A 13,047-nucleotide genomic window follows, 5' to 3' on the forward strand; every position below is an offset into this window, starting at 1 on the left:
TGGAGTACGTGGTTCCGTTCCGAGCGGAGCACGCCGGAACCCCGCTCCCGGGGGCCCCGCGTCAGCGTCCGCTGCCCGCCGCGAGCTGCTGCTCGTTCGGGATGGCGCCGCCGAAACGGCGGTCACGGGAGGCGTACTCGACGCACGCGCGCCACAGGTCCCGGCGGTCGAAATCGGGCCACAGCACGTCCTGGAACACCATCTCGGCGTAACTACTCTGCCAGATGAGGTAGTTGGAGGTGCGCATCTCCCCGCTGGGCCGCAGGAACAGGTCGACGTCGGGCATGTCCGGGTAGTACAGGTACTTGGCGAACGTCTTCTCGTTGACCTTCGACGGGTCGAGCTTCCCGGCGGCCACGTCCCGGGCGATGGCCTGCGCCGCGTCCGCGATCTCCGCGCGCCCGCCGTAGTTGAGACAGAAGTAAAGCGTCATCGCGTCGTTCTGCGTGGTCTGCTCCTGGGCGACCTGGAGTTCCTGGACGACGGACTTCCACATCTTGGGCATCCGTCCCGCCCAGCGGATACGGATGCCGAGTTCGTTCATCTCGTCGCGGCGGCGGCGGATCACGTCCCGGTTGAAGTTCATCAGGAAGCGGACCTCGTCGGGCGACCGCTTCCAGTTCTCGGTGGAGAAGGCGTACAGGGAGAGATTCTTGACCCCCACCTCCAGACAGCCCTTGAGCACGTCGAGGACGACGCCCTCCCCCACCTTGTGCCCCTCGGTGCGCGGCAGCCCGCGGTCCTTCGCCCACCGGCCGTTGCCGTCCATCACGACGGCGACGTGCTTGGGCAGCAGCTCCCCGGCGATCTTCGGGGCGGTGGCGCCGGACGGGTGCAGCTCGGGGATCTTGTACTCGCGCCGGGACCGGCCCAGGATTCCACGTCGTGCCATGCGGGGTTGTCTCTCCTAGCTCTTCTCTACGTAACGCAGGGAGCGCAGGCCGCGCTCCAGGTGCCAGTGCAGATACGCGGACACCAGCCCGCTGCCCTCACGGACATGGCGCGGCTCGCACGCGTCGGCGGTGGGCCAGTCGCCGGTGAGCAGCGCCCCGAGCAGTTCCAGGGCCTGCGGAGAGGGTACGACGCTGCCCGGTACCCGGCAGTCCCCGCATACGCAGCCGCCCGCGCCCACCGAGAAGAACCGGTTCGGCCCGGGCATTCCGCACTTGGCGCAGTCCCCGAAACTGGGCGCGTAGCCGTTCACGGCGAGTGAGCGCAGCAGGAACGCGTCAAGGACGAGATTCGGCGCGTGCTCGCCCCGGGCGAGGGTCCGCAGCCCCCCGACGAGCAGCAGATACTGCTGGACGGCGGGCTCGCCCTCGTGGTCGGTGAAGCGTTCGGCGGTCTCCAGCATGGCCGTACCGGCGGTGTACCGGGCGTAGTCGGTGACGATGCCGCCGCCGTAGGGCGCGATCGTCTCGCTCTGGGTGCACAGCGGCAGACCGCGGCCGATCAGTTCGCTGCCGCGTGCGAAGAACTGCACGTCGACGTGCGAGAACGGTTCGAGGCGGGCCCCGAACTTCGACTTCGTGCGCCGTACTCCCCGGGCGACCGCGCGCACGCGTCCGTGGCCGCGGGTCAGAAGCGTGATGATGCGGTCGGCCTCACCGAGCTTCTGGGTCCGCAGCACCACCCCGTCGTCCCGGAACAGACTCATGCGTTCATTCTCCCGCACGTACGGGGCCCGGCGGACCGCTCCGTAAAGTTCCGGTGCGCTTCGACGGTTCCGGTTCGCGGCGGCGTCCGATCTGCGGCGGGGGGCGTCCGGTTCGCGGCGGGGCGGGAGTCCGGTCCGCGGCGGGGCGGGAGTCCGGTCCGCGGCGGGGCGGGAGTCCGGTCCGCGGCGGGGCGGGAGTCCGGTCCGCGGCGAGGGGTCCGGCGCGGACCGGACGCGTTTCGGCGCGCCCCCGGGGCCCGGCCCGCCTGTCGGGTCACGGACCGTGACCGTACGGTGCGGGCTGGGGCCGTACGGGATGAGCCGGGGCGGTACGAGGCGGGGCGGGCGGAGCTGGACCGGGTGAGCCAGGGCGAGCCAGGACGGGCAGCCTGGACCAGCACCGGATGGGCCGCGTGGACCAGTACCGGATGGGCCGCGTGGACCAGTACCGGATGGGCCGGGGTGGTGACCGGATCTCCGTCTCCGTACGACGAATGACGGACGTGGCCGATCGGGCACCCCATGGCCGGTGGGCCGTGCACCATGGGGAGATGAGCGTCGACATCGACATCACGGGGCTGCCGCAGGAGCGCGTCACCTTCGGGCCGTCGCCGCTGGCCGAGCTCGGGGCGGCCCTGCACGTGCTCTCCGAATCCGGCCACCACCCGGGCCTGCGCGGCTGGGCGGCCTCGACCGCCGCGGGGCTGGAGCCGGATCTGCTGAGCCGGATGTCCGAGGCGGAGTTCCTGTGGCGGTCGACGCGGTCGGACATCCTGCTGCCCGGCCGCCCGGTGCCGTCGGCCACGCTGGCGCGGGAGCTCGACATGGTGGACGAGCTGGACGACGAGACGTACGTCGGGGCCGCGCTGGAGATCAACGCGGCGGGCTGCGAGCTGCGCGGCGCGGGCGGGCGCTCCCCGCTGGTGGACGACGCGGCCCGGGACGCCGCGCTGGAGCGGGCGTCGGCGCGCGGCCCCCGGCAGCTCGGCTTCGCACAGCGTCTGCTGAGGGACCCGGCGGCGGCCCGCGCCTGGATCAGACGGCTGCTGGAGGACTGCGACGAGGCGTTCTTCGCGGGGGTCTGGCAGCGCGTGCTCCCGCAACTCTCCGCCGACGCGGCGGAGAAGGGAGAGTTGCTGCGCCGCAGGAGCCTCACGGACGCGCTCAAGGCGGTCTCCCCGACCGTGGCCCTGAAGGAGGACGCACGGGGCCGGCGCATCACCGTCGACAAGCTGTCCCACGCGCGCGCGGACGCCGTACAGCAGGGTGTCGACCCCGGTGTCACGTTCGTACCGAGCGCGTTCGGCTGGCCGCATCTGATCGTGCGGCACGCGCCGGGGTGGCGTCCCGTGGTCGGGTACCCGGTCGCCTCGCCGGAGGTGCGGCCAGGACCGGGCACGTCCGAGCTGGTGGAGAAGCGGCTGATGGCGCTGGCCCACCCGGTCCGGATACGCCTGTGCTGGGAACTGGCCCGCGCCCCGTGCACGACGAGCGAGCTGGCGAAGGGCTTCGGGATGACGGCGCCCGAAGTGTCACGCCATCTGAAGGCCCTGCGCGAGGCCGGAATGCTCACCACGAGGCGGCACGGACGGTACGTGCAGCACCAGTTGGACGTGGGGGTGGTGGCGCGACTGGGAGGCGACTTCCTCGAAGCGATCCTGCGCTGACGGCGGGACCCGGCCGTCGGACTACTGGTCGCCTTCCCGGCTTCGCGACAGCTCGTCCCTGACGGACTCCAGCAGTCTCGTCGACTCGTCGCCGCCCATGGCGTGCCGGGCGAACCCGGAGAACTTCGCGACGTACAGGGCGACGTCCCGGGGGTCGGTCACGACGACTTCCGCGTGCACGGTCTCGACGGTCACGGCCCGGTCGTCCCGGATGACGAACGCGTGGTTCGGGAAGTCATGCTTCCGCCCGGCCAGCGGCACGACCCGCACGTCCACGTTCGGCAGGCGGGACAACGACGCCAGCCGGTCGAGCTGACCGGCCAGGACCACGGGCGGAACGATCAGCCAGCGTAGTACCGGTTCGGTGATCACGAACCGGAACGTCTTGGTCTCGTCGTACAGCACCTCCTGCCGTTCAAGTCGCGCGGCGACCGTCCGGCGGACCGTCTCCTCGGACAGATCCTCGTGACGGGACAGGACCGCGCGCATGTACTCCGGGGTCTGGAGCAGACCCGGTACCAGCACGGGTTGGAACAGCCGCAGAAGGCTCATCCTGGCCTCTACGGCCTGGAGTTGCCGCTGCGCCTTGTGGAGCCCCGCACGCTGGATCAGGCGCCACGCCGTGGCCTCCGTGGCGACGGCGCGCGCGGCGTTCATGTACTCCGCCTTGACGTCGTCCGAGACGCCGATGGCGGTCAGGATGCGATCGACGTCGTCAGCACTCGGCGACAGCTTCCCTGTCTCGATCTTGCTGAGCTTGCTCTGGGACATGACAGCGCCACGGGCCACCGCCTTCCCCGCCTTCCCGGAAGCGTTCCGCAGCACCCGCAGCGCGACACCAAGCTCTGAACGGTTCACTCGGCGTCCTCTGTCCACCGGTCCGGGAACGGCACGGCGTGAGTCAGGGCATGCGCTCGGTGCGAGCTGTGCCGCTGTCCCTCATGAGCGTTCCCCTCACCGCACCGCCCTTCGCGGGCGGTGCTTGCCGTGGTCCCGGGCTGCCTCGTCCCATGCTTCCGGCCCGCCGGGGCCGGGGGCAAGAGGTTCCTCTTTCCGGAACGGGAAACCGTGACGCCCTACCATCGGGCGCATGATCGCGGAATTGCAGTGCGTGGTGCTGGACTGTCCCGAACCGGCGCGGCTCGCCGCGTTCTACGCCGCGCTGCTCGGCGGGACGGTCGACCGGCCGGACCCCCGCTGGGCGGTGGACGGTGACTGGTCGACCGTGCACACCCCGGGCGGCCAGGTCCTCGCCTTCCAGCGGGTACGGGATCATCGTCCGCCCGCGTGGCCCGACCCGGCGCGCCCCCAGCAGTTCCATCTCGACCTCGGCGTCCCCGACCTGGACCGGGCAGAACGGGAAGTCCTGGCGCTGGGCGCACGGCTGCTGGACGCGGGCCCGGGGGACCAGGGTTGGCGGGTCTACGCGGACCCCGCGGGCCACCCGTTCTGCCTGGTGCGCCACTGACGCCGACCCGTGGCCATGCGCCGCGGTCCTGGGTGGCGGCCCCGTCTCGCTACGGGATCAGTGCTGGATCAGGCCGCCTACCGGGACGGGAGCGACATGGCCGGTCGCCGGGAGGGTCCGCGCCAGGTCGAGGCCGATGTCGACCAGCGATGACCGCCGCAAGCCCGCGACCTCGGCGAACGGGGTCCAGACGCACCCGGCGGTCGCACCGTTCGGCTCGGGCCGGAGTCTGCCGCCGGTGACACGGACCTGGTAGAAGACGCCGACGTTCTGGTGCTCCGGTCCACGGGGGACGGCGCGTTCAGCGGCGGGGATGATCCTGGAGTCCACGCCCAGCAGCCGTTCGACCACCGCCTCGCAACCGGTCTCCTCCGCGACCTCCCGGATCACCGCGTCGAACGGATCCTCAGCCTGCTCGACCCTGCCGCCCGGAAGCGTCCAGTTGATCCCACCCTTCGCCGGTACGTGGGCGACGAGCAGCACCCGCCCGTCCTCGACGCACACGGCGTACGCCGCCGGCCGGAAACTCATCCGACGGACGCTACCCGAAGTGCGGTGCGGCGGTCCGTCCGCCGAGGTGCGCCCGGCTGCCGGGACGGGGGTGGCGGCGGCCGGTCAGCTCCGCTCGTTCCACGCCTGGAGCTTCTCCGGGTTGCGGACGGCCCAGATGTGGGTGACCCGGCCGCCGATGAGACCGAACGCGGCCACGGTCACGGTGACGCCGTCGTGCTGGGCGACCAGGCCGGGGCGGCCGTTGACCGTCCGCTCCAGCAGCGTCAGCCCGGGGGCCTTGGCCGCGATATGGATCAGGTACTCCGCGATGCGCTCGCCGCCCTCGACCGGGCGGAGGGCGGCGCCGGCCAGTCCGCCGCCGTCCGCGATCATCGTGGCGCCGGGGTCGAGAAGACCGACCAGCGCCTCGATGTCCTTGGCCTCCCACGCCTCCTTGAAATCCCGCACCACACCGGCCTGCCCGGCCGCCGGAACGGCCGGGGCCTTCGCGGCACGCACCCGCTTGCGGGCCGAGGCCGCCAGCTGACGGCAGGCGGCCGGTGTCCGGCCGACCATCCCCGCGACCTCCGCGAAGGGGTACCGGAAGACATCGTGCAGGATGAACGCCACGCGTTCGGCCGGTGTCATCGACTCCAGCACGACGAGGAACGCCATGCTCACCGACTCGTCCAGGGTGACCCGGTCGGCGGGGTCGGCCGGCCCCGCCCCGCCGCCGCCCGCGCGCCCGCTCATCCACTCCGTACGGTCGGGCAGCGGCTCGGGTATCCACTCCCCTACGTAGCGCTCGCGCCGGACCCGCGCCGAGCCGAGCACGTCCAGACAGACACGGGTGGCCACCGTCGTCAGCCAGGCACCCGGTGACTCGACTGCCTCCTGCCGCTCCCGCGACAGCGCGTACCAGCGGGCGTACGTCTCCTGGACGGCGTCCTCGGCCTCGGCCAGTGAACCGAGCAGCCGGTAACCGATGTTGATCAGCCGCCGCCGCTCACCGACGACCACGCCCAGGGTCGGCTCGGACCACTCACGCACGGGCTCGGACGGCGTACTGGACGGGCTGCTGGACGGGCTGCTCATGGTCGCGTCTTCTCCCTGGTTCGTCCCGGCCGCTCCCGCTCCCGCCTCGGCGGAACACCGCACCGGACCGTGGCTCCGGCGTCCCGCCTCACATCCCGCGAGCCCACGTCGTCGGAGTACCGAGACACTACCGATCCGCCGCCGCGAGGCGAAGAAGGGACCGAGCCATGGCCGCACGGACGACGACTGGGCACCGCAGCCACACCTTCCTCCAGGCCGCGATATCCCTCCAGACCCTGGCCCTGCTCTTCCAGACCGTCACCGCCGGGATACTCCTGTCCTCGTCCCACGGCTACGCCCTGCACGACGTCGGATCACGCGTGCTGTACGCCGCGTCGATGCTGTACGTGATCGCCGCGATCCTGACGTGGCGACCGGGCGGCGGCCCGCCCCGCCCGATCCTGTACGCGACCGGGTTCCTGGTACTCGCCTCGGTCCAGGTGGCGTCGGGCGTCGCGCACGTGACGTCCCTCCATGTCCCCCTGGGCATCCTCATGTTCGGCCTGAGCGTGCTGGCGCTGGTCCAGGTGCTGTCGGCCAGGCGGTCGCAGAGCGTCGGCACCCGGTCGTAGCCGCCGCGCGACGATCGGCCGTCGGCTCCGTCGGCTCCGTCGGCCGTCGGCTCCGTCATCGGGACTCGGCGTCGTGGCACGCGGTACAGGTCATCGGACGATCGGCACGGGGATCCGGGGGTAACGGGGCCCGACCGGTCAGCCGTTCCCGGCTCGCGCCAGCAGAAATGTGGCCGCTCTGCCACGGCCATGACGGTGAAGTCGGCCACTCTAACGGGGTAATGCCCGACAGATCATGAAACAGTATATTAGGAAGGGCTACGAAGTAGACCGAAGACGACAAGTGACTGAGCTTCAGGTTCCTGTGTCCCAGCGCCCGACGCGGTTCGCCCGGTACCAGTAGCGGCATCGCGAAGAAGGGCCAACACGGCCGCTTCTGTCTCCCACCCCAAGGAAACGACCGGCTGCGGGAACACGCAGCCGGATGGCGATCGACGTCATGTCGGCCACGACCAGGTGAGCGTCCACCGGACGGTCCTCTTCCGCCGTCCGGTCACGCGGCCACCGACTTCAGGTCCGCCGGAATGCCTCAACGCGCGGGCCCTCTCGCCCTTCATCCGTTCCGGCCGACGAGCCAGCCGGACCACCCCCTCGTGCCCCAGCCGCGCCGAAGTGGCGCGGGGCAAAGCGCTGCTGCCACTGCCACCACTCCACCCCACAGCAGGAGTTGACCCATGAGTGCATGCGGATGTGGGCAGTCCCCCCTCGTCATCGGCGGCTGCCGGCCCTCCAAGCCGGCCTGTCCGCCCGCCCCCTGTCCCCCGGTCGCTTGTACCGGCTCCAAGCCGAGCGAACACTGCGAGACGACCCCCCTGCGCGACTCCGCGCCGTACCGGGTCACGGCGACCGCGACCAGCACCGACCCGACGCCGTACTACACCATCGCCAACACCCACGCAGCGGTGGACCCCGTCGTCGCCCAGACCATCCTGAACAGCGGCACGGGCACGTTCCCGGCCGACGACGGAACGCACAACGGCCAGCACACCTGGCTCGCCGGCGTCGTGCACATCGACCCCACGACACTGCGCGGCGATCCCACCAGCGTCACCGTCAGCGCCTCGGTCCATGTCCACAACGACGGCAGGAACACCGCCTGTCAGCTCTACGGCCGTTTCGCCCTGTGGAACGGCACGACCCCGATCCGCACCGATCTCCTGGGCCCACCCGATCTGCCGGCGGGTGGTGACGACAACGGCGTCATCCCACCGACCACCGTGCCCCTCGCGGATGTCCTCGCGGGAAGGGTCGTCGTCGAGCTCAACCTGGAGACAGGCAACGACGACACCTGCCGGGTCGGCCCCAAGCAGTGGACCGTCGACAGCTTCGTCCTTACCGTCCAGGCGTCCGCCCCGGGCTGCGGCAGGCCGTTCCTCCGTACGACCTGCCGTGACTGCGACGGCGCGGTCACCTGCACGACCGACACCCTGGACGGCTCGATCCCCTACGCCCCGGTCCCGCCGGTCGTCCCGGTCGCCTCCTGCCAGGACGGCTGCGCCACCGCCCGCCCTCCGTGCGTCTCCACGGACCGGGGCAACGCCATCACCCGGGGCAGCGACGGGTGTCTGTACGCGCCCGACACACCCGCCCTGGACCCGTCCCCGTGCAACGCCGCACGGAACACCACCGGCGGGCTGCTCGTGCCACGGATCGACCTGACGGGTATCGCCCCTGGCGGCAACATCAGCACCCAGCGGTCCGTGGACATCGATGTCACCGGGACGCCCGGCTGCCCCGAAAGGTGGCGGATCGGCGCCCGCCTCACCCCGGTGAGCGCGTTCCGCAACGCGGAGAGGCAGCACGCCGACCTCCTGGCCCGGACAGGCACCGACGTACCGATCCCCGAGTCCGACATCGTGCTCCCGGAAGCGGGGGTGTACCACATCGACAGCGACGTACGGTACGCGCTCGGTTCCGCCACGGGCGGCAGCGGCTACATCATCGGCTGGCTCAGGGACGAGACCACGGACACCCTTCTGACGAGCTTCACCCAGATCGCGGTGATCAACGCGGCGAGGCAGCAGCAGTACGGCGGAACCACACACATCATGACCGAGTACGCGGTCACCTCCGGCCCCCGGACGGTCCGTCTGCACCTGATGTTCGTCCTCACCGGCGGCAAGATCACCAACGCCGAGGCCGGCGGCACCGACAGCAACGGCGCGACCCGGATGCGCCACCTCAAGGTCAGGGATTAGCCGTCGCTTCGTTCGGCGGGTGGGCGTTGGCCGACGCGCGGCCAACCGCGCTGGGTGTGGTCGGCGGTGCACGCGCCCCGGGCGTGGACGTGCTCGGCGCACACGTGGTGCGTGACGCTGACGCTCCCGCTCATGCTTCCGTACCCGATGACCACCGGGGCGATGGTCCAACGCCCGCACAGGCAGCAGTGCTCACCGCGCACCGGGGGCACTTGGGGGAAGAGGCCGTCGTACGTCATGCGGGCATCCCGGCCCCGGCCCTGACCCCGGCCCTGGTCACGTCGGAGCCGTCGAACGTGAACGGCAGGTCCACCCCGAGGGTCGCCGCCGCGACCGCCGCCCGCCGCTCGTACTGCCGCTCGCGCTCCTCCTGCTCCCCGATCCAGTCCCGCAGATACGGCGGGACGCGGTGCCCCCACGGCGACGGGACGGACCGCGCCAGGACGTGTACGGGGATCGGGGTACGGGCGGCGCAGATGACCAAGGGGACGGGCCCGGTCCGGACTGCGAGGTGTCCGGCACTGTGGCGTCCGGGACGGGTACGCCGGGTCCAGGGGAGGACGTTCAGCACCCGTACAAGGGCACGGGCGATAGCATCACGCATACGTCGTTCAGCTCCTCAGAAAGCTGTGGCGGCGAGCCCCGGCGGACCGTTCGAGCGATCTGTCGGGGCGCTTCTCTTCGTTGTCCGGATGGCGGCTGATGGGGGGCCGGTCCGGTCGGTGCGTCCGGGGCGGTGTCAGGGCGAGGAGTCGCGCCAGGCATCCGCTCCCATCCGGGATCTCATCCGTGCGGAAAGGCGAGCAGCTGCCGGAATCGGGCGTTGTTCGCCGCTGGGTCCTTCTCCCCCGCACTCGCCGTGAACTCGCGGCGCCCCTCCCCTTGCGTGCTCCGGGTCAGCTCTGCGGTGCGCCGCACTTGCGGCAACGGTTCGCGCCGCTCGTTCAGCGGGAGTCCTCGGGCACCAGGTGCCAGGCGCGGCGGACCACCTGCTCGTACTCGGTGTGGCCTTGGTGGTCCCGCAGGTGGCGGAACTTCCATACCTGCGCGGTGTCGAACTCCTCCGACTCCCCTGACTCCGCACCGCACGGGTTGCCGGACCTGTCCTTGGTCGTGCAGCGGAACAGGTGCAGTGTCGGGGGCGCGTGGGCGGTGACGTTCGGCGTACTCGTCCACCGCACGTGCCGATAGCGGGCGCGGATCACAGCAGCTCACCCCGGCTTCGCGCGTTGGCGCGGGCGGTCTCGGCGCGCAACCGCTCTTCCGGACCCGCCAGTTGCGTGTCCCCCGGGCTGACGGCCCACTCGGTGCCCCCGCACACGGGCCGCAAGCACCACCAGCCGCACCACTCGCCCCGGAACTCACCGACCTGGTCCCGCGATACATCCACCAGGAGCGTGCCGATCTCCGGAACGGGCGGTGATTCCGGCTGCTCCGATCGAACGAATTTGCCAGGCATGGACCACTCCTCTGTGTAGCCGATCCACTACTGAGGGGGCACAGCGTTGCCTAGAGTTGGGAGCTGTTCAACCTGTCCGATAGGAACGAAAGGTCAGTGATCGCCTTTGAACCGCAAGGAGTTGAACCCAGACGCATCACCCCAAGCAGCATTCGGGGCACAGGTGCGCAGCTCACGCGAGCGACGCGGCTGGACGCAAGACGAGTTGGCCGATCGGATGGAATATTCCAGCACGCATATTTCAGCCGTTGAAACCGGACGTAAGTCCCCGACTCGTCGGTTTTCGCGCAGTCTTGACTCAGCCTTCGAACTCGATGGGACTACAGAGTCGTTCGAACGCGCCTGGGGGGAGATCCGGCACGGCAGCCTGTTGGAAGGCTTTCCGGAGTTCGTCGGGTACGAGGCTCGGGCAGCGGAGATCAGGCTGTATGAAGTAGGCGTGATGCCTGGACTCCTCCAGACGCCGGAGTACGCGACGGCACTGGTAGCGAGCGAGGTCAAGCGGGGGGCGATCACAGACGACCAAGCACGGGAGCGAACCGCACTGATCGCGGAACGCCAAGCCGCCCTGATCCGGCGGACACCACCCCTAGTCTTCGTGGTGCTGGACGAGAGCTGCATTCGGCGACCCATCGGTGGACCTGACGTCATGGACGGGCAGTTGGCGCGGCTGGTCGAGTTCGCCGCGCTCCCGAACACCGTTCTCCAGGTGGCGACTTTCGCTATGGGTGACCGCAGACCGTTCAACTTGCCGATCACCGTACTGACGCTCGCTGACCGGTCTCTCATGTCGTACGCCGAGTCCGCACATCGAGGACACCTCGAACGAGACAACAAGTTCGTGCTGCCCCTACTGGGCGCCTACCATCAACTACAGGCCGAAGCACCATCCCAATCAATGTCCGTGACCATGATTAGCCAGATCCGAAAGGGCATTCCGTGACGACCGAGTCCCCCCGCTGGTTCACTTCTTCGTACAGCGCCAACGGCGGCCAGTGCATCGAGGTTGCCGCCAACCTGACAACCACCCACGGCATCGTCCCCGTCCGCGACTCCAAGAACCCGAGCGGACCCGTGCTCGACATACCCGCCACCGCGTTCACGTCCTTCGTGACCGGAGTCAAGGCCGGAGAGTTCGGATCGCTCTGAGCCGCCCGCACAGAGTGCTCACGAGCCCCGTTCGAACCAGCGCCGAGCGGGGCTCGACCCGTTGCCCAGTCATCAAGTTCCGAAAGGACACCCAGTGACGGTCGAATCCCCGCAGTGGTTCACGTCCTCGTACAGCAGCAACGGCGGGGCCTGCATCAAGGTCGCCACCAACCTCGTCGCCTCCCACGGCGTAGTCCCCGTCAGGGACAGCAAGCAGACCGACAGCCCGGTCTTGGCGCTCTCCCTGAGCGCTTTCACCGGGCTGGTGGCATTCGCCCGTACCACCGACGTGAGCTGAAGTCCGTCCCGGCCCCTAGGCCCGCGTCCAACCCGCGAAAGGACACCGATGACGACCGAGTCCCCGCACTGGTACAAGTCTTCGCACAGCTCCAACGGTGGCGACTGCATCGAAGTCGGCGCCGATGTCGCCGTCTCGCACGGCATCGTCCCCGTCCGCGACTCCAAGAACCCGGACGGTCCCGTACTCGGCATCCCCGCCACCGCGTTCACGTCCTTCGTCAACGGAGTCAAGGCCGGAGGATCGCCCCGCTGGTCCACGTCCTCGTACAGCAACAACGGTGGCACTTGCGTCGAGGTGGCCACGAACCTCGTCGCCTCGCACGGCGTGGTCCCCGTCCGGGACAGCAAGCAGACCGACGGCCCCGTCCTGACACTCACGTCGGACGCGTTCATCGGGCTGGTGGCACTCGCCCGCACCATCGACGTGAGCTGAAGTCCGCCCCGACCAAGAGAATCCCGTCCAATCCGCACGGCGAAAGGACACCCCAGTGACGGCCGAGTCTCCTCGCTGGTACAAATCCTCCTTCAGTGAGAACGGCGGCGCCTGCATCGAGGTCGCCACGAACCTCGTCGCCACCTGCACGATCGTCCCCGTCCGGGACAGCAAGCAGACCAGCGGTCCGGTCCTGACACTCACCCCGCGCGCGTTCACCGGGCTGGTGGCACTCGCCCGCCGCGCCGACGTGAGCTGAAGTTCGCTTCCTGGGCCGGGAGGCCCGTCCTGCCAATGTAAGGACCCACATGGCAACCGAGTTCCCCCGCTGGTTCAAGTCCTCCTACAGCGAGAACGGCGGCGCCTGCGTCGAGGTCGCCGCCAACCTCGCCGCCGCCCACCGCATCGTCCCCGTCCGCGACTCCAAGAACCCGGACGGACCCGTACTCGACATCCCCGCCACCGCGTTCACGTCCTTCGTGGCCGGAGTCAAAACCGGAGAGTTCGGCGCGCTCTGAACCACCCGCGCACCGCGCACACGAGCCCCGCTCGGACCC

At 70.1% G+C, this 13,047-nt stretch carries 17 protein-coding genes and 2 pseudogenes; 11 read left to right on the forward strand and 8 right to left on the reverse strand.

All coding sequences use genetic code 11. The features are described from left to right. Positions 1-61 precede the first annotated feature (61 nt). Both AB852_RS31455 and recO read right to left on the reverse strand, forming a co-directional pair. A complete protein-coding gene (locus AB852_RS31455; protein WP_073793609.1) occupies positions 62-892 on the reverse strand; it encodes an isoprenyl transferase in 831 nt (276 codons plus the stop codon). Positions 893-907: 15 nt separating this feature from the next. Next, a complete protein-coding gene (gene recO, locus AB852_RS31460) occupies positions 908-1,657 on the reverse strand; it encodes a DNA repair protein RecO (RefSeq protein ID WP_073793610.1) in 750 nt (249 codons plus the stop codon). A 551-nt stretch (positions 1,658-2,208) separates the two neighbouring features. On the opposite strand from recO, the gene AB852_RS31465 reads away from it, so the two are divergent. Continuing rightward, positions 2,209-3,324, forward strand: a complete 1,116-nt coding sequence (locus AB852_RS31465) for a DUF5937 family protein (RefSeq protein WP_073794267.1) — start codon at positions 2,209-2,211, stop codon at positions 3,322-3,324. A gap of 21 nt (positions 3,325-3,345) precedes the next feature. On the opposite strand, the gene AB852_RS31470 is transcribed toward AB852_RS31465, so the two are convergent. Then, positions 3,346-4,182, reverse strand: a complete 837-nt coding sequence (locus AB852_RS31470) for a helix-turn-helix domain-containing protein (RefSeq protein ID WP_073793611.1) — start codon at positions 4,180-4,182, stop codon at positions 3,346-3,348. Positions 4,183-4,414: 232 nt separating this feature from the next. Here AB852_RS31470 and AB852_RS31475 point away from each other — a divergent pair, with 232 nt between their 5' ends. Then, positions 4,415-4,792, forward strand: coding sequence for a VOC family protein (locus AB852_RS31475; RefSeq protein ID WP_073793612.1), 378 nt, complete (start codon positions 4,415-4,417; stop codon positions 4,790-4,792). Positions 4,793-4,849: 57 nt separating this feature from the next. Here the strand turns inward: AB852_RS31475 and AB852_RS31480 are convergent, their stop codons facing one another. Together AB852_RS31480 and sigJ are read right to left on the reverse strand one after the other, a co-directional pair. Next, positions 4,850-5,323 carry an NUDIX hydrolase gene (locus AB852_RS31480; RefSeq protein WP_073793613.1) on the reverse strand — a complete coding sequence of 158 codons (474 nt, stop codon included), beginning with the start codon at positions 5,321-5,323 and terminating at the stop codon, positions 4,850-4,852. Between the two features lie 84 nt (positions 5,324-5,407). Further along, the gene (gene sigJ, locus AB852_RS31485; RefSeq protein ID WP_073793614.1) at positions 5,408-6,379 is read right to left on the reverse strand and encodes an RNA polymerase sigma factor SigJ; all 972 of its coding nucleotides are present in this window, start codon (positions 6,377-6,379) and stop codon (positions 5,408-5,410) included. Between the two features lie 167 nt (positions 6,380-6,546). On the opposite strand from sigJ, the gene AB852_RS31490 reads away from it, so the two are divergent. Further along, positions 6,547-6,951, forward strand: a complete 405-nt coding sequence (locus AB852_RS31490; protein ID WP_073793615.1) for a hypothetical protein — start codon at positions 6,547-6,549, stop codon at positions 6,949-6,951. A 674-nt stretch (positions 6,952-7,625) separates the two neighbouring features. Next, positions 7,626-9,149 carry a hypothetical protein gene (locus AB852_RS31495; protein WP_073793616.1) on the forward strand — a complete coding sequence of 508 codons (1,524 nt, stop codon included), beginning with the start codon at positions 7,626-7,628 and terminating at the stop codon, positions 9,147-9,149. Positions 9,150-9,384: 235 nt separating this feature from the next. Here the strand turns inward: AB852_RS31495 and AB852_RS31505 are convergent, their stop codons facing one another. The 3 genes from AB852_RS31505 to AB852_RS31515 form a co-directional block, all read right to left on the reverse strand. Continuing rightward, positions 9,385-9,753, reverse strand: a complete 369-nt coding sequence (locus tag AB852_RS31505; protein ID WP_073793618.1) for a hypothetical protein — start codon at positions 9,751-9,753, stop codon at positions 9,385-9,387. A 340-nt stretch (positions 9,754-10,093) separates the two neighbouring features. After that, a complete protein-coding gene (locus AB852_RS31510; protein ID WP_073793619.1) occupies positions 10,094-10,354 on the reverse strand; it encodes a DUF7848 domain-containing protein in 261 nt (86 codons plus the stop codon). After that, positions 10,351-10,608, reverse strand: coding sequence for a hypothetical protein (locus tag AB852_RS31515; RefSeq protein ID WP_073793620.1), 258 nt, complete (start codon positions 10,606-10,608; stop codon positions 10,351-10,353). Before AB852_RS31515 ends, AB852_RS31510 begins: the two co-directional genes overlap by 4 nt. Positions 10,609-10,714: 106 nt before the next feature. Between AB852_RS31515 and AB852_RS31520 the strand changes: the two genes are divergently transcribed. From AB852_RS31520 to AB852_RS31550, 7 genes and pseudogenes are all read left to right on the forward strand, one after another. Further along, the gene (locus AB852_RS31520) at positions 10,715-11,551 is read left to right on the forward strand and encodes a helix-turn-helix domain-containing protein (RefSeq protein ID WP_073793621.1); all 837 of its coding nucleotides are present in this window, start codon (positions 10,715-10,717) and stop codon (positions 11,549-11,551) included. Next, the gene (locus AB852_RS31525) at positions 11,548-11,757 is read left to right on the forward strand and encodes a DUF397 domain-containing protein (protein ID WP_073793622.1); all 210 of its coding nucleotides are present in this window, start codon (positions 11,548-11,550) and stop codon (positions 11,755-11,757) included. The genes AB852_RS31520 and AB852_RS31525 overlap by 4 nt, the downstream gene beginning before the upstream one ends. Before the next feature lie 94 nt (positions 11,758-11,851). Continuing rightward, a complete protein-coding gene (locus AB852_RS31530; RefSeq protein WP_073793623.1) occupies positions 11,852-12,055 on the forward strand; it encodes a DUF397 domain-containing protein in 204 nt (67 codons plus the stop codon). Positions 12,056-12,103: 48 nt separating this feature from the next. Continuing rightward, a pseudogene (locus tag AB852_RS41095) lies at positions 12,104-12,304 on the forward strand (DUF397 domain-containing protein); the annotation flags it as partial. Next, positions 12,299-12,490, forward strand: a pseudogene (locus AB852_RS40305) (DUF397 domain-containing protein); the annotation flags it as partial. The pseudogenes AB852_RS41095 and AB852_RS40305, both read left to right, overlap by 6 nt. A gap of 55 nt (positions 12,491-12,545) precedes the next feature. Continuing rightward, positions 12,546-12,749, forward strand: a complete 204-nt coding sequence (locus AB852_RS31545) for a DUF397 domain-containing protein (RefSeq protein WP_073793624.1) — start codon at positions 12,546-12,548, stop codon at positions 12,747-12,749. 49 nt (positions 12,750-12,798) lie between these two features. Next, the gene (locus tag AB852_RS31550; RefSeq protein WP_073793625.1) at positions 12,799-13,008 is read left to right on the forward strand and encodes a DUF397 domain-containing protein; all 210 of its coding nucleotides are present in this window, start codon (positions 12,799-12,801) and stop codon (positions 13,006-13,008) included. The last annotated feature ends 39 nt before the right edge of the window (positions 13,009-13,047 follow it).

Origin of the sequence: Streptomyces uncialis (genome assembly GCF_001905345.1) — a bacterium.
In the GTDB taxonomy this organism is placed as follows: domain Bacteria; phylum Actinomycetota; class Actinomycetes; order Streptomycetales; family Streptomycetaceae; genus Streptomyces; species Streptomyces uncialis.